The sequence below is a fragment of the Promicromonospora sp. NPDC023987 genome (assembly GCF_040639055.1).
In the GTDB taxonomy this organism is placed as follows: Bacteria; Actinomycetota; Actinomycetes; order Actinomycetales; family Cellulomonadaceae; genus Promicromonospora.
Window position 1 is genome coordinate 1 of the sequence record NZ_JBEZZF010000084.1, and the last position, 21,350, is coordinate 21,350.

At 71.3% G+C, this 21,350-nt stretch carries 20 protein-coding genes and 1 pseudogene; 9 read left to right on the forward strand and 12 right to left on the reverse strand.

Annotated features, from left to right (window positions below):
- Both AB0F40_RS24485 and AB0F40_RS24490 read left to right on the forward strand, forming a co-directional pair.
- A partial coding sequence (locus AB0F40_RS24485) for a hypothetical protein (RefSeq protein ID WP_357474003.1) occupies positions 1–459 on the forward strand: 459 nt, incomplete at its 5' end.
- 80 nt (positions 460–539) lie between these two features.
- Positions 540–1,085 (forward strand): ferritin, encoded by a 546-nt coding sequence (locus tag AB0F40_RS24490; protein WP_357474006.1) that lies wholly within the window; start codon positions 540–542, stop codon positions 1,083–1,085.
- Positions 1,086–1,163: 78 nt separating this feature from the next.
- Here the strand turns inward: AB0F40_RS24490 and AB0F40_RS24495 are convergent, their stop codons facing one another.
- Positions 1,164–2,132 carry a YafY family protein gene (locus AB0F40_RS24495; protein ID WP_357474009.1) on the reverse strand — a complete coding sequence of 323 codons (969 nt, stop codon included), beginning with the start codon at positions 2,130–2,132 and terminating at the stop codon, positions 1,164–1,166.
- 61 nt (positions 2,133–2,193) lie between these two features.
- Here AB0F40_RS24495 and AB0F40_RS24500 point away from each other — a divergent pair, with 61 nt between their 5' ends.
- Positions 2,194–3,306: an epoxide hydrolase family protein gene (locus tag AB0F40_RS24500; protein WP_357474012.1), complete on the forward strand. Its 1,113-nt coding sequence runs from the start codon at positions 2,194–2,196 to the stop codon at positions 3,304–3,306.
- 52 nt (positions 3,307–3,358) lie between these two features.
- Here AB0F40_RS24500 and AB0F40_RS24505 read toward each other — a convergent pair whose 3' ends face one another.
- The 3 genes from AB0F40_RS24505 to AB0F40_RS24515 form a co-directional block, all read right to left on the reverse strand.
- The gene (locus AB0F40_RS24505; protein WP_357474015.1) at positions 3,359–4,207 is read right to left on the reverse strand and encodes a glycosyltransferase; all 849 of its coding nucleotides are present in this window, start codon (positions 4,205–4,207) and stop codon (positions 3,359–3,361) included.
- A gap of 113 nt (positions 4,208–4,320) precedes the next feature.
- Entirely contained in the window at positions 4,321–4,815 is a 495-nt protein-coding gene (locus AB0F40_RS24510; RefSeq protein ID WP_357474018.1) for an SRPBCC family protein, read from the reverse strand.
- On the reverse strand, positions 4,812–5,156 hold the full coding sequence (locus AB0F40_RS24515) for a metalloregulator ArsR/SmtB family transcription factor (RefSeq protein ID WP_357474021.1): 345 nt from the start codon (positions 5,154–5,156) through the stop codon (positions 4,812–4,814). Before AB0F40_RS24515 ends, AB0F40_RS24510 begins: the two co-directional genes overlap by 4 nt.
- Before the next feature lie 154 nt (positions 5,157–5,310).
- Here AB0F40_RS24515 and AB0F40_RS24520 point away from each other — a divergent pair, with 154 nt between their 5' ends.
- The gene (locus AB0F40_RS24520) at positions 5,311–5,763 is read left to right on the forward strand and encodes a zf-HC2 domain-containing protein (RefSeq protein ID WP_357474024.1); all 453 of its coding nucleotides are present in this window, start codon (positions 5,311–5,313) and stop codon (positions 5,761–5,763) included.
- Positions 5,764–5,825: 62 nt separating this feature from the next.
- On the opposite strand, the gene AB0F40_RS24525 is transcribed toward AB0F40_RS24520, so the two are convergent.
- Positions 5,826–7,340 (reverse strand): MFS transporter, encoded by a 1,515-nt coding sequence (locus AB0F40_RS24525; protein WP_357474027.1) that lies wholly within the window; start codon positions 7,338–7,340, stop codon positions 5,826–5,828.
- 80 nt (positions 7,341–7,420) lie between these two features.
- On the opposite strand from AB0F40_RS24525, the gene AB0F40_RS24530 reads away from it, so the two are divergent.
- Positions 7,421–7,981, forward strand: coding sequence for a TetR/AcrR family transcriptional regulator (locus AB0F40_RS24530; protein ID WP_357474029.1), 561 nt, complete (start codon positions 7,421–7,423; stop codon positions 7,979–7,981).
- Positions 7,982–8,811: 830 nt separating this feature from the next.
- Here the strand turns inward: AB0F40_RS24530 and AB0F40_RS24535 are convergent.
- From AB0F40_RS24535 to AB0F40_RS24560, 6 genes are read right to left on the reverse strand one after another with little or no spacing between them, the layout of a single operon-like run.
- A complete protein-coding gene (locus tag AB0F40_RS24535) occupies positions 8,812–9,609 on the reverse strand; it encodes an HpcH/HpaI aldolase/citrate lyase family protein (protein ID WP_357474032.1) in 798 nt (265 codons plus the stop codon).
- Complete coding sequence (gene hpaH, locus AB0F40_RS24540; protein ID WP_357474056.1) at positions 9,594–10,379, reverse strand: 2-oxo-hept-4-ene-1,7-dioate hydratase; 786 nt, start codon at positions 10,377–10,379, stop codon at positions 9,594–9,596. The genes AB0F40_RS24535 and hpaH overlap by 16 nt, the downstream gene beginning before the upstream one ends.
- An 11-nt stretch (positions 10,380–10,390) precedes the next feature.
- The gene (gene hpaD / locus AB0F40_RS24545; protein ID WP_357474035.1) at positions 10,391–11,536 is read right to left on the reverse strand and encodes a 3,4-dihydroxyphenylacetate 2,3-dioxygenase; all 1,146 of its coding nucleotides are present in this window, start codon (positions 11,534–11,536) and stop codon (positions 10,391–10,393) included.
- A 2-nt stretch (positions 11,537–11,538) separates the two neighbouring features.
- On the reverse strand, positions 11,539–13,047 hold the full coding sequence (hpaE, locus tag AB0F40_RS24550; protein WP_357474038.1) for a 5-carboxymethyl-2-hydroxymuconate semialdehyde dehydrogenase: 1,509 nt from the start codon (positions 13,045–13,047) through the stop codon (positions 11,539–11,541).
- A complete protein-coding gene (locus tag AB0F40_RS24555) occupies positions 13,044–13,775 on the reverse strand; it encodes a GntR family transcriptional regulator (RefSeq protein ID WP_357474041.1) in 732 nt (243 codons plus the stop codon). The genes hpaE and AB0F40_RS24555 overlap by 4 nt, the downstream gene beginning before the upstream one ends.
- Positions 13,772–15,295: a fumarylacetoacetate hydrolase family protein gene (locus tag AB0F40_RS24560; RefSeq protein WP_357474044.1), complete on the reverse strand. Its 1,524-nt coding sequence runs from the start codon at positions 15,293–15,295 to the stop codon at positions 13,772–13,774. Before AB0F40_RS24560 ends, AB0F40_RS24555 begins: the two co-directional genes overlap by 4 nt.
- A 163-nt stretch (positions 15,296–15,458) precedes the next feature.
- Between AB0F40_RS24560 and AB0F40_RS24565 the strand changes: the two genes are divergently transcribed.
- The 3 genes from AB0F40_RS24565 to AB0F40_RS24575 all read left to right on the forward strand — a co-directional run bounded on the left by AB0F40_RS24565 (position 15,459) and on the right by AB0F40_RS24575 (position 20,348).
- On the forward strand, positions 15,459–16,838 hold the full coding sequence (locus AB0F40_RS24565; protein ID WP_357474047.1) for an MFS transporter: 1,380 nt from the start codon (positions 15,459–15,461) through the stop codon (positions 16,836–16,838).
- A 70-nt stretch (positions 16,839–16,908) separates the two neighbouring features.
- Positions 16,909–18,888 (forward strand): FAD-binding monooxygenase, encoded by a 1,980-nt coding sequence (locus AB0F40_RS24570; protein ID WP_357474050.1) that lies wholly within the window; start codon positions 16,909–16,911, stop codon positions 18,886–18,888.
- A complete protein-coding gene (locus tag AB0F40_RS24575) occupies positions 18,885–20,348 on the forward strand; it encodes an NAD-dependent succinate-semialdehyde dehydrogenase (RefSeq protein WP_357474053.1) in 1,464 nt (487 codons plus the stop codon). Before AB0F40_RS24570 ends, AB0F40_RS24575 begins: the two co-directional genes overlap by 4 nt.
- A gap of 137 nt (positions 20,349–20,485) precedes the next feature.
- On the opposite strand, the gene AB0F40_RS24580 is transcribed toward AB0F40_RS24575, so the two are convergent.
- Positions 20,486–21,061 carry a hypothetical protein gene (locus AB0F40_RS24580; RefSeq protein WP_357474059.1) on the reverse strand — a complete coding sequence of 192 codons (576 nt, stop codon included), beginning with the start codon at positions 21,059–21,061 and terminating at the stop codon, positions 20,486–20,488.
- Here AB0F40_RS24580 and AB0F40_RS24585 point away from each other — a divergent pair.
- A pseudogene (locus AB0F40_RS24585) lies at positions 21,015–21,188 on the forward strand (aldehyde dehydrogenase family protein); the annotation flags it as partial. The gene AB0F40_RS24580 and the pseudogene AB0F40_RS24585 sit on opposite strands and share 47 nt — an antisense overlap.
- Positions 21,189–21,350 lie beyond the last annotated feature (162 nt).

Genomic DNA, 21,350 nt, shown 5'->3' on the forward strand with positions numbered 1-21,350 from the left:
GACAACAGCTCGGCGAACGAGGTGGCGGCGGTCGAGGGGCACTCCCTGGAGACGGGCCGGGACTACCACGTGAAGGTCGTGGTGTCCGGGCGGACAGCGAGCGGGGTCCACCGGCCATTGCCTGGACTGACGCCGCAGACCGATCGGACGCGTCAGGACGTGGAGACACCGATGGAGAACTACCTCATTCCCGTGACCTTCCCTGATCTGGACACGGCCAAGCGAGACACCGCGTCGTTCGTCGACGCGTTGCGTGCCGCCGGCCTGCAGGCCCGGATGGTCGACGACCCGGGCCTGGACTCCCCCGGCGACTCAGGACGGCCGGACCCGGGTCCGACCACGAGGGAGCTGCGCCTGCACGCCGGGAGCGCCGACGAGGCGCGCCGACGTGTCCAGGAGGTGACGGACGGCCAGTTCCCGCGCGGGCTGGTGCTGCTGGGCGAGCCGACGCCGCTCTGACGCGGCCGGTCCTCTCGGGCGCACGCCGGTGCGCTCCGACACGGCCGGTGCGCTCGGACCCGGAGCGGTAGCGTGAGCGCATGACGACGACCTCGGAGAACTCCCAGTATCTGCGGCTGCTGGGCGAGCAGGTGGGCCACGAGCTGGCGGCGCACCTGCAGTACATGGCGATCGCTGTCTGGTTCGACAGCCACGACCTGCCGCAGCTCGCCGCGCACTTCTACCGGCAGGCGCTCGAGGAGCGCAACCACGGGATGATGATCGTCCAGTACCACCTCGACCGGTCGCTGCCCGTCAAGATCCCCGCCACTCCCGAGGTGCGCAACGACTTCGCCGACGTCATTGAGCCGCTCCAGCTCGCTCTCGACCAGGAGCAGCAGGTCACCCGGCAGATCGAGGCGATCTTCCGGGCCGCCCGAGACGAGGGCGACGCCCTGGGCGAGCAGTTCCTGATGTGGTTCCTCGAGGAGCAGGTCGAGGAGGTCGCCTCCGCGACCACGCTCGTCACAGTGGCCAAGCGCGCCGGCGACAACCTGTTCGACCTGGAGAACTACGTCGCGCGCGAGACGATCGGCGACGCGGGAGTCTCGGCGGACGCCCCGAAGGCAGCCGGCGGCACCCTCTGACGCGCCCCGCCCCGCCCCGCCCGTTGAGTGCTGGATATTCGCCCCTTTCCATGCTTCAGAAGGGCGAAAAGCCAGCACTCAACGGGCGGGAGCGGGCGTCGACCGCGCGTAGCGCGCGGTCAGCCGGCGGAGGTGCGCGACGAGCTCCGGCGGGCCGGTGACGTCGAAGTCCGCGTCGAGCAGCCCCAGGTAGACACCGAGCGTCTCCACCGTGTCGGCGCCGGTGTCCAGCACGCACGTGTGCTCGTCGACGCGTTCGACGACGCCCACCGCCGGGCTGATGCGCTCCCCCACCACCTCGGCCGGGGCGTGCACGGTGACCCGCGCCCGGTACCGCCAGGCGGCGGCCGACACCCGGCTCGACACGTATGCGGCGACGTCGTCGGGCAGCTCGCGCGGACCGAACCGCGGGCCCGTCGGGACGCGCGGCCGCATCCGGTCGACGCGGAAGGTCCGCCAGTCGTCACGGTCCAGGTCCCACGCGAAGAGGTACCAGCGACGGCCCCAGCTGACCAGCCGGTACGGCTCGACCTCGCGGACGGTGCCCGCGCCCGTGTGGTCGGCGTAGTCGAACCGGAGCCGCTCGCGGTCGCGGCAGACGGCGGCGAGCGTCGTCAGGATCTCCGGGTCGACGGTGGGCCCGTTGTCGTCCCGGGGTACCGGCACCGTGTAGGTCTGCAGTGCGCTCACCCGGCGCCGCAGCCGGGACGGCAGCACCTGTTCGAGCTTGGCCAGCGCCCGCAGCGACGCCTCCTCGATCCCCGACACGGCCCCGCCCGTCGCCGTGCGGAGGCCCACGGTGACCGCCACCGCCTCGTCGTCGTCGAGCAGCAGCGGCGGAAGCTCCGCGCCCGCGCCGAGGCGGTAGCCGCCGACGTTGCCGCGTGTGGCCGCCACCGGGTAGCCGAGGTCACGCAGGCGCTGGACGTCCGTGCGCACGGTCCGCCCGCTCACGCCGAGCCGCTCGGCCAGCTCCGTGCCGGTCCAGTCACGCGGGAGCTGCAGCAGGGAGAGCAGGCGCAGGAGGCGCGCCGAGGTTTCCAACATGATCCAAGACTGGCACGCCATGAGGAAGCAAACCTTCCTAATGGACCGCCAGAGTGGTCACATGGACATCAACGAGTACCGCATCGACATCCCCCAGGCCGACCTCGACGACCTCGACCAGCGGCTCTCCCGCGTGCGCTGGACCAACGAGCTGCCCGACGGCGGCGCCGACTACGGCGTCTCGCTCGAGTACCTGCAGGGCCTCGTCCGGCGCTGGCGCGAGGAGTACGACTGGCGTTCCTGGGAGGCGAGGCTCAACCAGTACCCGCAGTTCAGCACGACGATCGACGGGCAGAACGTGCACTTCATGCACGTCCGCTCCCCCGAGCCGGACGCGACGCCCCTCCTGCTCACGCACGGCTGGCCGACGACCGTGGTGGAGTACCTGGACGTGATCGACCGCCTGAGCGACCCCCGGGGCCACGGCGGCGACCCTGCCGACGCGTTCCACCTGGTGATCCCGTCGGTGCCCGGCTTCGGCTTCTCCGGCCACACCACCGAGCGCGGCTGGAACCGGTATCGGACGGCGAAGGCGTGGGCCGAGCTGATGAGCCGCCTGGGCTACGAGCGGTACGGCGCGCACGGCAACGACGGCGGTTCCCTCATCTCACCAGAGGTCGGGCGCTACGATCCCGAGCACGTGATCGGGGTGCACGTCACCCAGGTCTTCTCGTTCACCTCCGGCGACCCGGCCGAGCTCGAGGACCTGTCGCCGGAGGACCAGAAGAACGTCGAGTTCCTGGGATGGTGGCTGGAGAACGGCGGCGCGTACGACAAGCTGCAGTCCACCGCGCCGCAGACGCTCGCACACGCCCTGGCCGACTCGCCGGTGGGGCAGCTCGGCTGGAACGCGCAGCTGCTCGGCCCGAACCTCGACCCCGACTACGTGCTGACCAACACGACGATCTACTGGCTGACCAACACGGCGGCGTCGTCGGCCCGGTTCTACTACGAGGACTTCCACGCGACGGACAAGCCGACCGAGCCCACCACCGTGCCGCTCGGGCTGGCGAACTTCGCCTGGGACTTCCACTCGATCCGTGCGTTCGCCGAGCGCGACCACAAGAACATCGTGTCGTGGAACGTCTACGACACGGGTTCCCACTTCGCGGCGCACGATGCACCGGACCTGCTGATCGACGACATCCGCGGGTTCTTCCGCAGGCTTCGCTGAGCTCTGGTCCGCCCACCGCGCCACGACCGCGGTGTCTCACCACCGCGCCGTCTCACCACCGCACCAGGAGCCTCCGCATCGCGGCCACCTCAGCCGGTACGGGCCGACGCCGGCGGAGCGCGGCGGGCGCCTCCCGCAGGCCCCGGACCACGCCAGACCGGTGGCTGGAGCTCTGCGCCGCCACGCCGCGGAGCTCGCCGACGGCGTCTCGCCACGGCAGACGCATCAGCGCGGTGAGCGTCGCGGCCCGGGCGATCCCGAACTGCCGTCTGCTCGGCGGCTGCCGGCTCGGCGACGGGTGGTGGTGCACCACGACGTCCTTGACGTAGGACATCGCCCAGCCCGCTGCCGCGAGGTCGAGCGCCAGCCGCTCCTCCTCGCCGGGGAACCGCACGACGGGGTCGAACCCGCCCGCGGCGAGGAACGCGCTCCGGCGGACCATCGCGGCGCAGGCCACGAAGCCGAGGAGGGCCGAACCGGGCACGGAGGCGTCCTGCGGCAGGGGCGACGCCGCCATCAGCTCGCTCACCGAGTCGGTGCGCTCCTCCGGCCCGACGAGGATCCTGGCGCAGACGAGGCCGAGCCGACGGTGGTCGGCGAGCGCGTCGGCGGCCTGGTGCAAGGAGCCCGGCGCCCACCACGAGTCGTCGTCGGCGAAGGCGACGAACGGCGTGGTCGCGGCCCGGACCCCTACCGTGCGGGCCACGGCGCCGACGTTGCGCGGCAGGCGGATGATCCGCACCTCGGGACATGCCGCCGCGACGGCGTCGGCGCTGCCGTCGGTCGAGGCGTTGTCCACCAGGATCACCGGCGCTCGATGGACGGGCAGCGAAGCGAGCAGGTCGGCCCGGCGGTTCTGGCTCGCGACCACGACGGTAACGCGGCCGTCCTCGGCATCCATCGTGGCGGCTCCCCGGTGCTTCGACGTCGTCGGCCCCTCCCAGCGTGAGGTCGGCCCGGTCCAGCCGCATCTGGGCGGACGCCGGGGCGCGCGCCGGTCCGACGCCGGGCGGATCAGTCGCTCGTGGCGTACCGCTGCGCCACGGCGCGGTAGCGCTCGAGGTAGAGCGGCCAGCCGCCACCAGCGGCGAGGCTCGTGAAGCCCTCCCAGCCCGCGCCGTGCCGGTCGAGATGGCGGTGCTCCAGCACGACCCTGGTCCGCTCCGGCGCCTCGGCGATGAACCGCACCTCGACCTCGCTGGTGCGGTCGGGGTCCGGCTCCACCTGCCACCGGGGGCTGATGTCCCAGGTGATGACGAGGCGGTGGGGCGGCTCGTGCACGAGGACGCGCGCCCAGGTGCAGGTGCTGCCGTCCAGGCCGACGTCGTAGATGGTGCCGCCAGCGCGTGGCTCCAGGACCGTGCGTTCGATCGGCACGGACAGGAGGTTGTGCTCGCGGGGCTTGATCTCGTCGAAGTGTTCGGTGAACACGCGGAAGGCGTGCTCCACCGGGACGTCGACGGTGATGTCGACCTGCAGTCGGGTCTGGTCCTGCGACGTGGTGCTCATCGAGACGTTCCTTCCGGTGACGAGGTGGTCGGCTCATAGCTCTGTTCGGCCACGCTCTTGAAGGTGGACAGGGTTTGACTCCAGTAGGACTCCAGCTCCCGCCGGAGCCCTTCGAGACCGCTGAGACGAGGCTGGTAGAGACGCTCACGGCCCTGCTGGTGCACGTCGACCAGGTGCGCGTCGAGCAGCACCCGGAGGTGCTGGGACACGGCCGGCCGGCTGACCGGCAGGTCCCGCGCGATCTCGGTCACCGAGCACCGCCCCCGTGCGACGCGAGCGAAGACCTTGCGGCGCGTCGGATCGGCGAGCGCATGCCACGGGTCGGCGGTCGTTGTTTCCATGATACGTAAGTTACTACTTACGCGTTTCCCTGTCGATGCCTCGGCCGCACTTCCGGGCGCCGGACGTATCACACCCGCGTTCCGCGGCTCCCCACTCGTAGTGAAACTGTTACCCAGCGACTGGGCCACCATGCGCAGAGAGGGATGGGTTCGCGTGATCAGCACTGGTGACCTCCGGGCCGTCGACCGGCGCACCGCGCAGGACGCGGACCGCCGGACCGGCGTCGCCGAGCTCCGTTCGACCCTGGCCGGGCTGGGCGTGGCCGGGCTGGGCGCAGCCCGACCGTCCGTGCCCTCTGGGCGCACCGGGCCGACCGATAGCGCTGGAACGCCCGCGACCACACCCGGCCGAGCCCTCGACCGCCCGCTGTGCCGCACGACCCGAGCCGCCCTGCACGACTACCTGACGCGGAGCCTGCTCCCCAGCCGTCGGCGCCGCGTCGAGGCCCACCTGGACGGCTGCGCCGAGTGCACGCGCGCGTTCATCGATGTCCGCGAGACCTCCTGGGCGCTCCGGGGCCTCGGCCGCCGTCTTGCCACCGACGACCACCACGGCGGCAGGCACCGCCGCACACCCGGGAGACGAGTCGTGGCAGCGGGCGCCTGAGGCCGGCGGACCATCGCAAGCCACGGTTCCCAACCCCAGCCCTGACCCAAAGGGCACGGGTGTCACCGGGCGCGCTTGCCCTCGTTCGGGATGAGCCGCCAGGCGACGACCGCGGCGATCGCGGTCAGCACCGCCGCGACGACGCACGCAACCTGCAGGGCGGCGACGAACGCCTCCTGTGCCGCCTCCAGCACGTCCGCCCGGTCGCCGGCGACCGCCACCGCCGAGGCGAGCGAGTCGCCGGCCTGGGTGCGTACGTCCGCCGAGACGTCGGCGGGCAGCGCGATGCGCGCCTGGTAACCGAGCGTGACCAGCGAGCCGAGCACCGCGACACCGAGCGCTACGCCCAGCTCGTACGCAGTCTCGGAGATCGCCGACGCGCCACCCGCCTTGGCCGGCGGCACCGCGGAGACGACGGCGTCGGTGGTCAGGGTCATCGCCAGTCCGACGCCGAGCCCGGCCGGGACCAGGGCGAGCGCGAGCCACACGTAGTGGTCGGCGCCCTCGGCCGCCGCGATGGCCAGCATCCCGAGCGCCGTGACCCCGAGACCGAGCGCGATGGCGGGGCCACGTCCGAACCGTGTGATCGACCAGCCGACCACCACGACCACCACGATGGAGGCGATGGTCGCCGGGAGCTCGGCGATGCCGGCGACCAGCGGGGAGTACCCACGCACGAGCTGCAGGTACTGCGAGAAGAAGAACAGCATGCCGGTGAGCGCGAAGATCGCGATCAGGTTCGCGGCCACCGCACCGCTGAACGCCGGGATCCGGAACAGCCCGATGTCGAGCAGCGGACCCCGGCCGTCGGCGACCAGGCGGGCCTGCCGTCGGACGAAGCCGATCCCGGCGAGCACGGCCAGCGCGAGCACCCCGACCGCGAGCAGGTCCACACCTTCGGCGGCCGCGTGCTTGATGGACCAGACCAGCGGCATCACGGCGGCGAAGGAGAGCACCACCGACAGGACGTCGAGGCGCCCCGGGTCCGGGTCCTTCGCCTCCGGCAGCAGCACGGCGCCCGCGATCACCAGCACGACGACCACCGGGATGTTCACGAGAAAGACCGAGCCCCACCAGAAGTGCTCGAGCAGCGCGCCGCCGACCAGCGGCCCCACCGCGGCGCCACCACCGGCCGCCGCCGACCACACGGCGATGGCGCGGCTGCGCTCGCGAGCGTCCGGGAACAGCGTCCGGATGAGGGACAGCGTCGACGGCATGATCGTCGCTCCCGCCACGCCGAGCAGCAGCCGGGCGGCGATCAGAACCTCGGCGCTCGGCGCGAACGCCGCCAGGGCCGAGGCCGCGCCGAACGCCGTCGCACCGATCAGCAGGAGCCGCTTGCGGCCGACGCGGTCGGCGAGCGTGCCCATCGCGACGAGCAGGCCGGCGATGGCCAGCGAGTAGATGTCCCCGATCCACAGCACCTGGGTGGCGGTGGCCGCGAGGTCGCGCGTCAGCGACGGAACCGCCAGGTAGAGGACGGTTCCGTCGATCGCGAGCAGGCCGACCGCCAGCACGAGGACGGCGAGCGCGGCCCACCGGCGGCGCGTGGAGAGGACGGGAGGAGGAGCGGTCACCAGACAACTGTACCGTCCAGCCGGTACAGTTTCATTCTGCGGGCCCTAGAGTGGCGTGCCAAAGGTGGAGGTGGTGGACAGTGGGCCGTACGGCGGGCAGAGACCCGGAGCAGACGCGTTCCGCGCTCCTGGACGCAGCGGGTCAGCTGGTCCATGAGCGCGGGATCTCGGCCACCCTCGACGACGTCGCACGCCGTGCGGGGGTGTCCAAGGGCGGACTGCTCTACCACTTCGCGAGCAAGCAGGAGCTGCTCCTGGCGATGGCGCACGACTGGCTCGAACGGTTCAGGATGGCGGTGCTCGCCGCCGTCGACCCGGACGACGACGCTCCGGGACGCCTGGTGCGTGCCTATGTGCGCGTGTCGATCGACGGCGCGCTGGACGCCGCGGCCACTCGTGACGCGCTGGTGGTGATCGCACACCTGTCGACCGTCGACGCGGTCACCGACCTCGCCCGCGCCGACGCCCTGCGCTGGCAGCAGGACCTGCGGGCGGACGGCCTGCCGGAGGATGTCCTGCTGCTTGTCCTCGCCGCGGCGGACGGCGCCAGTGCCCAGCCGGTCTGGGGCATGGAGCCCGCGCCGGAGGAGCTGGAGCGACTCCGCAAGCAGCTGCTCGCGCTGACGGTCCTCGACCGGTAGGTCGCGAGGGCTGATGGGTCGCGGCGGCCGATAGGTTGCGGCGGCCGCAGGTCGCGGCAGCCCGGCCCCGGACGGCTCTCCGGAGGTCGGTCTGATGTGCGGCGCCACCCGCCCGGCCTGCTGAGTGGCCGGGCCTGCTGAAGTTCCGGCCTGCTGAAGTTCCGGCCTCCCGAAGTTCCGGTTTCCTGAACGACCGGGCCTGCTGACTAGCCGGTGTCGAGCCGCAAGTTGGCCGCCGTTTGAGGGCCGAGCCGCAAGTCCCGAGCCCCCAGCCGACCAGACGGGCCGAACCGCAAGCCGGGCGTGTCTACCAGGGCCGAGCCGCAACTTGCAGGTGCAGAACAGCCAAGGTCGACGCGTGCTTTGCGGATCGACGTCGAGCGCAACGGCCAGCTTGCGTTTCGACGCTCGGCGCCAGCCCGAACAACAACCAACTTGCGGCTCGACACTCCGCGCCAGCCCGAACAACAACCAACTTGCGGCTCGACACTTGGCGCTCGGACGGCGACCAGCTTGCGGCTCGACATCGACTCCACGGGCGCATCGACCCGAAGCTTGCGGTTCGACGCCGGCGGGGCGGTCAGTGGGGCCACCGCCCAGGCGGCTCGATACCGGCGGGCCTGCTGAACTTCGTTCGGCCCAGCCCTGCCTGGTTCACCCTGGCTGAACTATTCAGCACAGCCCGCAAACTGGAGCCGCGGCCGAACGGAGTTCGGTCCACCTGGCACCCCTCACCAGTGCTGTGCGACCGGCCGACGCCGACCCGGCCGGCCAGCTGCCGCATCGCCCGAACTGCACCGCACCAGCCGAGGCCAGCTCCAGCGAGGTCGCTACTCCCCTGCCGCCTCGTCGTCGATCCAGCGGTCCGCCAGCGCTTCCGAACCCCGGGCGAGCATCGCGACGTCGGCCCCGACGAGCACGAAGGACGCCCCGGCATCCAGATAGGCCTGGGCTACCGACGGGTCGAAGGCGTTGACACCCACGGGCTTGCCCGCGGCCCGCACCGCCTCGAACGTCGCGCGCACCGCTGCGGTGACGTCCGGATGCGTCTGCTGTCCGAGCACCCCGAGGGATGCCGCCAGGTCGGACGGCCCCACGAAGACGCCGTCCACGCCGTCGACGGCGGCGATGGCCGCGGCGTTCTTGACGCCGGTCGCCGACTCGACCTGCACGAACAGCGACACGTACTGGTCGGCGTCGGCCATGTAGCCCTCGACCCGGTTCCAGCGCGCACCGCGGGACAGCGCACTGCCCACCCCGCGGACGCCGCGCGGCGGGTAGCGCACGGCCGACACGACGGCGCGGGCCTGCTCGGCCGTGTCGATCATGGGCACCAGCACGTTCTGGGCGCCCAGGTCGAGGAGCTGCTTGAGCACCACGGCGTCGTCGGACGGCGCCCGCACCAGCGGGGTGACCGGGTACGGCGCGACCGCCTGCAGCAGCGCGGACGTGGTCTCGAGGCCGATGGGCGAGTGTTCGCCGTCGATCAGCAGCCAGTCCAGGCCTGCGCCCGCGCAGATCTCCGCCACCAGCGGGCTGCCGCTGCACACCCACATGCCCATCTGCGGGCGGTCGGCGTCGGCGATACGGTCGCGGAACGTGGGCGGGAGGGTCAGACGAATCGGCACGAGACGGTCCCCAGCTCTCGGTAGTCGGCCAGCACGGTGTCCCCCGGCTCCACCCAGACCGGCCGGGTGAACGAGCCGGCCAGGATGATCTCGCCGGGTTGCAGCGCGTCGTCGTGCTGGGCCAGCTTGTTCGCGAGCCACGCGACGCCGGTGGCCGGGTGGTTCAGGACGGCGGCCGCGACGCCGGACTCCTCGATGGCCTCGTTGCGGTACAGCAGCGCCGAGACCCAGCGCAGGTCGCGCTCCCCGATCTGCACGGGGTTGCCGCCGTAGACCATGCCGCCCATCGCGGCGTTGTCGCTGATCGTGTCGACGATGGTGCGCCCGGCCATCTCGATGCGCGACGACAGGATCTCCAGGGCCGGCACCACGTACTCGGTGGCGCGCAGCACGTCGAACACCGTGACGTCCGGTCCCTTGAGACCCTCGCGCAGCACGAAGGCGAGCTCCACCTCGATCCGCACGTTCGAGAACCGCGAGTGCTCGATGACCGAACCGTTGTCGAAGACCATGTCGGCGAAGATCGCGCCGTAGTCCGGCTCGGTGATGCCGGTGGCGGCCTGCATGACCTTCGACGTCAGCCCGATCTTGCGGCCCACCGGGCGGCGCCCGGCCTCGATGCCACGCCGTCGCCAGGTGTTCTGCACCGCGTAGGAGTCCTCGACGGTCATCCCGGGGTACCGCGCCGTCAGAAGCTGCACCGTCGAGCGCTCGGCCTCGGCCCGGGCCAGCTCGTCGGCGATCGTGGTGATCGTCGCGTCGTCCAGCATGCGCTCCCCCATCAGAGCTGGTGTCCCAGCTTGTACTCGCCCTGCTTCCACGAGGGCAGCGCGTCGGCGTCGTCCTCCGGACGGGTGTAGGAGAACCCGTCCGCTCCGATGGTCACCGCCATCTCCGAGGTGTCCGTGCGGGCGACGACGCGCTGCGGGTTGCCGTCGAGGTCCAGGACGAGCGACGCCTCGGTGTACCAGGACGGCACCACCGGGTTGCCCCACCAGTCGCGGCGCTGGTTGTCGTGCACGTCCCAGGTCACCACGGGGTTGTCGGGGTCGCCCGTGTAGTAGTCCTGCGTGTAGATCTCCACGCGGTGTCCGTCCGGGTCGCGCAGGTAGAGGTAGAACGCGTTGGAGACACCGTGCCGGCCCGGGCCGCGCTCGATATGGTCCGACAGCCGCAGCGCGCCGAGCTTGTCGCAGATGGCGATGATGTTGTGCTTCTCGTGCGTGGCGAACGCGACATGGTGCATGCGCGGCCCGTCACCACCGGTCATCGCCGTGTCGTGCACGGTCGGCTTGCGACGCATCCACGCGGCGTAGGTCGTGCCCTCGCCGTCCTGGATGTCCTCCGTGACGCGGAAGCCGAGGTCCTCCATGAACCGCACGGCGCGCGGCACGTCCGGGGTCACCTGGTTGAAGTGGTCCAGCCGCACCAGGGCGCCGGGGGTGTGCAGGTCGTAGCGCCACGCGAGCCGCTCGACGTGGTCGACGTCGTAGAAGAACTCGTAGGGGAAGCCGAGCGGGTCGGTCACCCGCACCGAGTCGCCGATGCCGCGGGTGAAGCCGTCCGCACGGCGCTCCACCCGGCAGCCGAGCTCGGTGTAGAACGCGACGGCGCGGTCGAGCTCCTCGGGGCTGCGCACCCGGTAGGAGAACGCGGCGACGGCGGCCACCGGACCCTTGCGCAGCACGAGGTTGTGGTGGATGAACTCCTCGAGGCTGCGCAGGTAGACGGCGTCCTCGTCCTCCTCCGTGACGACCAGGCCGAGCACGTCGACGTAGAAGTTCCGGGAGGCGGCCAGGTCGGTGACCACCAGTTCCATGTACGCGCACCGCAGGATGTCCGGCGGCGGCGCCAGGGGCGTCGGGACAGGGTCGGCGGCGGTGATCGGCGCCTCGCTGGTCACGACGGGTCCGGTCGGGTGGGTCATCTTCAGGCTCCCTTGCCAAAAGTCGGGTTGTGCACCTTGCCGAGCGTGATGTGCACGGCCTGCTGGTCGGTGTAGAAGTCGATCGAGCGGTAGCCGCCCTCGTGTCCCAGACCGGACGCCTTGACCCCGCCGAACGGCGTGCGCAGGTCGCGCACGTTGTTCGAGTTGAGCCAGACCATGCCCGCCTCAAGCGCCTGCGAGAAGTTGTGCGCGCGCTTGAGGTCGTTGGTCCACACGTAGGCGGCAAGGCCGTACCTGACCCCGTTGGCCAGGGCGAGGGCCTCCTCCTCCGTGTCGAACGGCGTGATCGCCACGACCGGGCCGAAGATCTCCTCCTGGAAGATCCGGGCCGACGCCGGCACGTCCGCGAAGACCGTTGGCGCCACGTAGTTGCCTCCTCCGAAGCCCTCCGGACGTCCGCCGCCGGCCACGAGCCGACCCTCGGTCCTGCCGATCTCGATGTAGGACATGACCTTGTCGTAGTGCTCGGGGTGCACGAGCGCGCCCACCTCGGTCCTCGGGTCCTGCGGGTCGCCGACGACCACGCGTCCGGCCTGCTCGGCGTACCGCTCCACGAACTCGTCGTAGATCGCGCGCTCGACGAGGATGCGGCTGCCCGCGGTGCAGCGCTCGCCGTTGAGCGAGAAGACCCCGAAGATCGTCGCGTCGATCGCGGCGTCCAGGTCGGCGTCGGCGAAGACGACAGCCGGGGACTTGCCGCCCAGCTCCATCGACAGCCCCTTGAGGTACGGGGCGGCGTTGGCGAAGATGAGCTGGCCGGTGCTGCTCTCCCCCGTGAACGAGATCAACGGGACGTCGGGGTGCTTGACCAGCGCGTCGCCTGCCTCCTCACCCAGACCGTTGACCAGGTTGAACACGCCCTCCGGCAGGCCCGCCTCCTCGAAGATCCCCGCCCACAGCGACGCCGACAGCGGCGTGAACTCCGCGGGCTTGAGTACCACCGTGTTGCCGGTCGCGAGCGCCGGCCCGAGCTTCCAGGACTCGAGCATGAACGGCGTGTTCCACGGCGTGATGAGGCCGGCGACACCGATCGGCTTGCGGTTGACGTAGTTGATCTGGCGGCCGGGCACCTTGAAGGTGTCGTCCGACTGCGCCACGACCAGATCGGCGAAGAACCGGAAGTTCTCCGCGGCCCGGCGGGCCTGGCCCAGTGCCTGTGTGATCGGCAGGCCGGAGTCGAAGCTCTCCAGCTCGGCGAGCCGCGCGTCGCGGGACTCGACGAGGTCGGCGATCCGGTGGAGGATCCGCGAGCGCTCACGCGGCAGCATCCGGGGCCATGGCCCGTTCAGGAACGCGTCGCGGGCCGCGGCGACGGCGCGGTCGACGTCGGCCTTCTTGCCTGCCGCCGCCTGCAGGTAGACGTCGTTGGTCACCGGCTCGAGCACGTCGAACGTTGCGCCGTCGGCCGAGTCGACGAACTGGCCGCCGATGTAGTGCTGGATACGGCCGGGCAGGTCGGCCGGCACGTGGCGGGTCGGCTGGTCGGTCATCGTGTCTCCCTGTGTGGTGTCTGACGGGGCGGGGCTGCGTCGGCGCGAGCGTCCAGGAAGGCGCGCATGGTCGCCCAGCGGTGGTTGCGTGCGGCGATCTCGATCTCGAGCGGGTCGGCCTCGCGGGTGATCAGGTCGAGGATGTGGGCGTGCTCGGCCACGGAGGCGTGCGCCCGGCCGGGGACGAACGCGAACGTGGAGTCCCGCAGCCCGGACAGCTGGGCCCAGCCGCGGTGGACCATGTCGAGCAGGAGCTGGTTGGGACAGGACTCGAACAGCACCGAGTGGAACTGCCGGTTCAGCGCGGTGAACGCGTGCGGGTCGAAATGGTCGAGCAGGGAGCGCAGGTGGTCGTTCACCTCGGTCGCCCGCTGGAGGTCCGCGGTGGAGATCGCGCGCGCGGAGAGCCCGGTGGCGGCGCCCTCGACGACGCCGAGGGCCTGCATGGCGTCGACGTACCCGTTCTCGTCGACCATCGCGACCCGCGCACCGATGTTGCGCTCGTAGGTGACCAGGCCCTCCGCCTCCAGGCGCCGGATCGCCTCGCGCACGGGCACGACGCTCATCGCGAGCTCGTCCGCGATGCCCTGGAGCACGAGGCGGTACCCGGGGCTCAGCTCGTGGCGCGCGATCCGGTCGCGGAGGTAGTCGTAGGCGAGCTGGGACTTGCTGAGGGCGCCGGCGAACGCGACCTCGACGGCCGAGGCCGTGACGTCTCCGGTCGTCATCGCGGCTCCCCGTGTGCCTGGGTCTTCCACGACTCGTAGCGCGCCCGCCACTCGGCGTTCGGGGGGAAGAGCCCGTCGACGGGGTGGCCCGCGGCGACCTGTTGTGCGACCCAGGCGTCCTGCTCCTCCTGCGCGATGGTGGCGTCGGCGACCTCCTCGACCAGGTGGGGCGGGACCACGACCACGCCGTCCGCGTCGCCGACGACGACGTCGCCGGGCAGGACCGTCGCCCCGCCGCAGGCCACGGCGACGTCGGTGTCCCACGGGACGTGCCGGCGGCCGAGCACCGCCGGGTGGGCGCCCTGGGAGAAGACGGGCAGCCCGGTCGCGGCCACGGCGTCGAAGTCGCGCACGCCGCCGTCGGTGACGATGCCTGCGGCGCCGCGCACCTGCGCGCGCAGCGCGAGGACGTCGCCGAGGGTCGCCGAGCCCATCTCGCCGCGAGCCTCGATGACGATGACCTCGCCGGCGTCGACGGCGTCGAACAGCCGCTTCTGCGCGTTGTAGCCGCCGCCGTGCGAGACGAAAAGGTCCTCCCGGTTCGGCACGAAGCGCAGCGTCCGCGCGCGGCCGACGATCGTCGCGCCTGGCGCGTTCGGCCGCACGCCCTCGATGAGCACGTTGTTCAGGCCGCGCTTGCGCAGCTGGGCCGACAACCCGGCGACCGGCGCCCGCCGCAGCTTGTCGACGAGCTCGGCCGTGAGCACGAACGGCTCCGGCTCGGGCGGCAGGCCCGCGGCCTCGCGGCTCCCCCACGCCTCGGCGCGCTGGGTGTCGTCGATCTTCGGGCCCGCTCCGACGTCGCCGAACGGCACGTCGCCCTGCACCACCGTCGTCACCAGGCGGCCCGACGTCGGCGCGCCGGGCGCCGTAGGTGCGTCCACCTCGACCTCGACGACGTCGCCCGGCGCCACGACGCTCGACCCGGCGGGCGTGCCCGTCAGGATGACGTCGCCCGTCTCGAGCGTGAGGTGCTGCGACAGGTCGGCCACGATCTGCGCGAAGGGGAACAGCAGCGCGTCGTCGCCCGTGGTGTCCTGCTGCACGAGCTCACCGTTGACCCAGGTGCGCACACGCAGCGCGGCGGGGTCGACCACGCGGGCGTCGAGCAGCTCCGGGCCGATCGGCGTGTAGCCGTCGCGGCCCTTGGAGCGCACGTTCGAGCCCTTGTCCGCCCAGCGCAGGTCGTAGACACCGAGGTCGTTCGCGGCGGTCACGGCGGCGACGTGCTCCCACGCCCGCTCGACCGGCACGTGCCGGGCCGGCTCGCCGATGACCAGCGCGACCTCGCCCTCGAACGCGAGCAGCTCCGTGCCTGCGGGGCGCTCGACCACGCCGCCCGTCGCGGCGAGCGAGCTGGCCGGCTTGAAGAAGTACGACGGCGCGGCGGGCCGCCGGCCGCGCTGCTCTGCGCGCGACACGTAGGCGAGGTGGACGGCGACGATCTTGCCCGGCCGTGCCGCGAGCGGCCCTGCCGGGGGCAGCTCCCGTGCCGTCGGGGCGTGCGCTTCGGTACCCATGAGCTCCCTTGCCCGTCGTTTCCGCTGGTCTTCGACGACCTCTGGCATTTCGTATCTCAGATCGTATATGGTCTGAGTGAACACGGCAAGGTCGTCCCCCGGCCGAGCACACACACGACGGGCCTTCCGACGAGGGCGGGCCCGATGACAAGGGAGTCATGCGATGTCACGCCTCACCCCCGACGGGCCCACAGCGGCCCGCTCCCCCTCCGCCCGTGAACGGCGCCGCGTCGTCCTCGCCACCGTCGTCGGCACGACGGTCGAGTGGTACGACTTCTTCATCTACGCCTCGGCGGCCGGCCTGGTCTTCGGCCAGCTCTTCTTCGAACCGGCCGGTGCGAGCCTCGGGACCCTGCTGGCCTTCGGCTCCGTGGGAGTCAGCTTCCTCTTCCGCCCGTTCGGCGCCTTCGTCGCCGGGCACCTCGGCGACAAGTACGGACGACGCGTCGTCCTGGTGCTCACCCTGGTCCTGATGGGTCTGGCGACCGCGCTCATCGGCGTGCTGCCGACCTACGGCCAGATCGGCGTCGCAGCCCCCGTCCTGCTCGTCCTCCTGCGAATCCTCCAGGGCATCTCGGCCGGCGGCGAGTGGGGCGGCGCCGTACTCATGTCCTGCGAGCACGCACCGGTCAAGCGCCGCGGCCTGTTCGGTGCCTCACCCCAGATCGGCGTCCCGCTCGGGCTCCTGCTCGCGTCCGCGGTGCTGGGCATCATGAACGCCGTCGCACCCGGCGAAGCGTTCCTCACGTGGGGCTGGCGCGTCCCGTTCCTGCTGAGCGTCGTCCTGATCGGCATCGGCTACTGGGTACGCCGCAGCGTCGAGGAGAGCCCCGTGTTCCTCGAGATCGCCGAGCGCGCGGAGACCACCCGCCAGCCGCTGCTCCAGCTCTTCCGCAAGCACACGCCACTGGTGATCGTGGCCGCTCTCGTCTTCGCGGGCAACAACGCCGTCGGCTACATGACCACCGGCGGCTACATCCAGAGCTACGCGTCCGATCCGGCGGGCCCCGTCGGGCTGGACCGCGGGCCGGTGTTCTGGGCCGTGACCATCTCGGCAGTCGTGTGGCTCGCGTCGACCTGGTTCGCGGGCGCGCTGTCCGACCGGCTCGGCCGCCGCACCACCTACGCCATCGGCTTCGTGGTCCAGCTCGCCGGCGTGCTCGCCCTGTTTCCGCTGGTCAACGGTGCGACGTTCGGCTCGCTGCTGCTCGGGCTGATCTTCCTGTCCGTCGGCCTCGGGTTCACCTACGGGCCGCAGGCCGCGCTCTACGCCGAGCTGTTCCCCGCGTCGATCCGGTTCTCGGGCGTCTCGATCTCCTACGCGATCGGATCCATCCTGGGTGGCGCGTTCGCACCGACCATCGCCACCGCGCTCGTCCAGGCGACCGGCACGACGGCGGCGGTCACCATGTACCTGGCGGGCATGACGGTGATCGGGCTCGCCGCGACGCTCATGCTGCGCGACCGTACGGGCATCCCGCTGGGCCCCGACCACGAGGAGCTGCAGGCCGCCAGCCCGATCTACGGCCTCGCCAAGGCCTGAGCCCCACCCGGGTCCGAGCCAGAGCCTGAGCCCGAGCAGCAGCACGCCCACCGAGCAGAACGGACGAACAATGCAGTTCCACCACCACGGTTACGTGTCCGGCGACCCGCGCGTCCGGCCGGCCGAGGGCTACGGTCTCGAGCGACCAGCCGAGCTGCCGGACGAGGTCGACGTGCTCATCATCGGCAGCGGCCCCGCCGGCATGATCGCGGCGGCACAGCTCGCCCAGTTCCCCGGCATCCGCACCCACCTCGTCGAGCGGCGGGCCGGGCGCCTCGAGATGGGCCAGGCCGACGGCATCCAGGCACGCAGCGTGGAGACCTTCCAGGCGTTCGGGTTCGCCGAGCGGATCATCGCCGAGGCCTACCGGATCACGGAGATGGCGTTCTGGAAGCCCGACCCCGAGAACCCGGCGAACATCGTCCGCGGCGCCGTCCCACCGGACGACGCCGACGGGATCAGCGAGTTCCCGCACCTGATCGTCAACCAGGCGCGCGTGCTCGACTACTTCGCCGAGGTCGCCGCCACCGGACCCGCCCGCATCACCCCGGACTACGGGCTGGAGGCCGTGGGGCTCACCGTCGCCGACGGGACGAACGGGACGAACGGGACCACCAGGACCGGCGCCCCCGGCCAGGACCAGGACCCGCACCCGGTGACCGTGACGCTCCGGCACACGACGGGACCGGACGCGGGTGTGGAACGCACCGTGCGGGCCCGCTACGTCGTCGGCTGCGACGGGGCGCACAGCGCCGTCCGGGAGGCGATCGGCCGCAAGGCCGTCGGCGACCGGGCCAACCACGCCTGGGGCGTGATGGACGTGCTCGCCGTGAGCGACTTCCCCGACGTACGCACCAAGTGCGCCATCCAGTCGCACGACGGCGGGTCCATCCTGCTCATCCCCCGCGAGGGCGGATTCCTGGCCCGCTGGTACGTCGACCTCGGCGAGGTGCCGCCCGACGACGCCGGCCGCATCCGCGCGACGCCCCTGGAGCAGGTGATCGAGAAGGCCAACCAGATCATCCACCCCTACACGCTGGACGTGAAGGACGTGCCCTGGCACAGCGTGTACGAGGTCGGCCACCGGGTGACCGACGGGTTCGACGACGTCCCCGACCACCTCACCGGTACCCGTACGCCCCGGGTGTTCCTCACCGGCGACGCCTGCCACACCCACAGCGCGAAGGCCGGCCAGGGCATGAACGTGTCGATGCAGGACGGCTGGAACATCGCCTGGAAGCTGGCGCACGTGCTCACCGGCCGGGCGCCGGAGTCGCTGCTGGCCACCTACTCGGCCGAGCGGCAGGTCGTGGCCCAGAACCTCATCGACTTCGACCGGGAATGGTCGCGGCTCATGGCCACACCGCCGGAGGACCTGCCCGACCCGACCTACCTCGAAGACTTCTACGTCAAGACCGCCGAGTTCCCCTGCGGGTTCATGACGCAGTACCAGCCCTCCATGATCGTGACCGACCCGGCGCACCAGGAGCTCGCCACAGGGTTCCCTGTCGGCAAGCGGTTCAAGTCCGCGCCGGTCGAGCGCGTGGCCGAGGGCAACCCGGCCCACCTGGGGCACCACGCCCGCGCTGACGGCCGCTGGCGCGTCTACGCGTTCGCCGACGCCGCGGCGCCCAGCGAGCCATCGGCCCTGCGGGACTGGGCCGAGTGGCTGGGCACCTCCCCCGACTCACCGCTCCTGCGCCACACCCCCGCGGGGACAGACCCGGACTCCGTGCTCGACGTCAAGGTGATCTACCAGCAGGACCACTTCGGCGTGGAGTTCGCCGACGTGCCCGACGTCTTCAGACCGCGCGTCGGGCCGTTAGCTCTGATCGACTACGAGAAGGTCTACGCGACCGACCCGGCACAGGACATCTTCGAGCAGCGCGGCATCGACCGCGGCGGCGCCGTCGTCGTCGTCCGGCCCGACCAGTACGTGGCCACCGTGCTGCCGCTGAGCGCGACGGACGAGCTCCGGGAGTTCTTCGCCGGGGCGCTGCTGCCACAGAACACGACGAACGACACGACGAACACCGAGGAGAACGCATGACCGACACCCGCGAGACCGACCTGCTCGCCGCCGTCCCCGACGCGCTGCTCATCGGCGGCCGGTGGCGTCCGGCCGCGTCGGGAGCCACGCTCACGGTCGAGGACCCTGCGACCGGCGAGACCATCAAGGCCATCGCCGACGCCGGCGCGGACGACGGCACGGCAGCACTCGACGCCGCGGTCTCCGCGGCGGCGGAGTGGGCGGCCACACCCGCCCGTGCCCGGGGCGAGATCCTGCGCCGCGCGTTCGACCTGCTGCAGGAGCACAAGGAGGACGTCGCCCTGCTCATGACGCTGGAGATGGGCAAGCCGCTCGCGGAGGCGCGCGGCGAGGTCGCCTACGGCGGCGAGTTCCTGCGCTGGTTCTCCGAGGAGGCGGTGCGGGCCACGGGCCGCTACGGGACCAACCCCGAGGGAACCGGGCGCATGATCGTCACGCAGCACCCCGTCGGGCCCTGCTTCCTCATCACCCCGTGGAACTTCCCCCTGGCCATGGCGACCCGCAAGATCGCTCCCGCCCTGGCGGCGGGATGCACGGTGGTCATCAAGCCCGCGGCGCTGACGCCGCTGACCACGCTGTACTTCGCGCGGCTCCTGCAGGACGCCGGCCTGCCCGACGGCGTGGTCAACGTGCTCACGACGTCCAGCTCAGGCGCCGTCTCAGCCCCGATCATCGCCGACCCGCGGCTGCGCAAGCTCTCCTTCACGGGGTCGACGCCCGTGGGCCAGAAGCTGCTGGAGCAGGCAGCGCCCGGTGTGCTGCGCACCTCGATGGAGCTGGGCGGCAACGCCCCCTTCGTCGTCTTCGAGGACGCCGACCTGGACCAGGCGGTCAAGGGCGCCCTCGCGGCGAAGTTCCGGAACATCGGGCAGGCCTGCACGGCCGCCAACCGCTTCATCGTGCACCATTCGGTCGCCGACGAGTTCGCCCGCCGGGTCACCGCGGCGGTAGACAACTTCGTGATCGGCCGGGGCACCGAGCCGGGCGTGACCATCGGTCCGCTCGTCGACGGCAAGGCCGTCGCGAAGGCCGAGTCCCTGGTCCAGGACGCGGTGTCCCGGGGCGCGCGGCTCGCCACCGGGGGTTCTCGCATCGACGGGGCGGGCACCTTCTTCGAGCCGACGGTCCTGACCGGCGTCACGCCGGGCAGCGACATCCTGAGCGAGGAGATCTTCGGCCCGGTGCTCGCCATCTCCACCTTCGACACCGAGGACGAGGCCGTCGCGCTGGCCAACGACACCGAGTACGGGCTCGTCTCGTACGTCTACACCGAGAGCCTGTCGCGCGGCCAGCGCATGATCGAACGACTGGAGACGGGGATGATGGGTCTCAACGTCGGCGTCGTGTCCAACGCAGCAGCGCCGTTCGGCGGCTGGAAGATGTCCGGGCTCGGCCGCGAGGGCGGCGCCGAGGGCATCCACGAATACCTCCAGACCAAGTACACGCTGACGCCGGCCTGATCGGTTCCTCGGCTGTCCCGGCGGCCGACTGAATCGGCCGCCGGGACATAGCCACGTTCCGGTGATCGTCTCTGCGTCGCAGACGGCGCGGACCTGCCGCTTCGGAATACTCATCACCGACGATCCTGCGCGATAGCTCACTGTGGCTCGATGGCGACCTGGTCTACAGAATGCGCCCCCGCGACTTTGAGAAGCCAGCGCAGCGCGCCGAGCGGCACAGGCAACCCCGGAACGGCGACAGCAAGCGTTGCCGAACGCTCGGACTTGACCGAGAGGCTCCACCAATACCACTGACGCTCGTCGGGCCGCATCCAGTAGAGCCAGTCCGGAAGCGTCCAGCCTTTCTCTTCTTCTGCCCCTGCCTGGCCTTCGGGGTCAAGACCTCGCCACCAAGCCAGCCAGTTCGCCGCCTCTACGGGCGTCATCTCCGGTGCGCAGCGATCAACGAACCATGGTGGAAGAACGGCTGGATGCTCTGCCTCTCTATCCAGCTGCTCGGCAGACATGGGCACCACAGCTCGAAGGACCTCGCGAACACGGTCGATCACCGCTTCCGCGTCGTCAGCCGTCACCACAAGGCGAACCAGAAGACTCGGTACCGCATCAAGATCTTGCCCGTCCAGCCGGCGCAGCTCGTCATTCGGGTTCAACACCAACACCCACTCCCTGTCAAGATAGATCGTCGAAAAGTTGACCTTGATGATGGGTCTCAACGTCGGCGTCGTGTCCAACGCGGCAGCGCCGTTCGGCGGCTGGAAGATGTCCGGGCTCGGCCGCGAGGGCGGCGCCGAGGGCATCCACGAGTACCTCCAGACCAAGTACACGCTGACCCCGGCCTGATCCCCCTCGGCAAGGGGGCCGCTGTCCGCAGGACGGCCCAGGTCAGTCTTCGTGGCTATGGTGCTGTCTGAGGGGCCCTAAGAATTTCGGACAGTTGATTCCGATGATTCTTACGCCGCGATATTCGCTGCGTGCCAGGCTTCTTCGGCCTCGTTCGGTGTG